The sequence below is a fragment of the Lyngbya aestuarii BL J genome, assembly GCF_000478195.2.
GTDB lineage: Bacteria > Cyanobacteriota > Cyanobacteriia > Cyanobacteriales > Microcoleaceae > Capilliphycus > Capilliphycus aestuarii.
Genome location: NZ_AUZM01000385.1, coordinates 1 through 387, shown reverse-complemented (window position 1 = coordinate 387; position 387 = coordinate 1). Strand labels below are relative to the sequence as shown.

At 39.5% G+C, this 387-nt stretch carries 1 pseudogene; it reads left to right on the top strand.

Annotation, left to right across the window (positions count from 1 at the left end):
* A pseudogene (locus M595_RS28630) lies at positions 1 to 228 on the top strand (calcium-binding protein); the annotation flags it as partial.
* Between the last annotated feature and the right edge of the window lie 159 nt (positions 229 to 387).

The window sequence follows — 387 nt, the reverse complement described above, 5'->3', positions numbered from 1 at the left end:
GCTGATACCTTTGTTTTAGCCGTTGGCGAAGGGATTGATACGATTGTTGATTTTGAAGTCGGAATTGACTTATTAGGCTTAAAAGGCGAACTCAGCGCCGATGAACTCTCGATTTCTCAAGTTGGAAGCAATGCTGAGATTAGCTTGGGTAGCGAGATGTTAGCGATTTTAACAGGTGTAAATGCGGCTGATTTAACGGCTGATGATCCTTTTGTAATGATCGCCTAATTTTAGGATGTCAAAAATCTGAGTTCTGACTCGGTAAAGTTGTTTATGAATTGGGGTGGTTTTTAACCGCCCTATTTTTTTGGGAAAATTCATAGAGATTTTCTCGGGTTAGGCTTGAGAATACGCGAAGAAGCTAAAATTTAATTACAGCAAGCATTT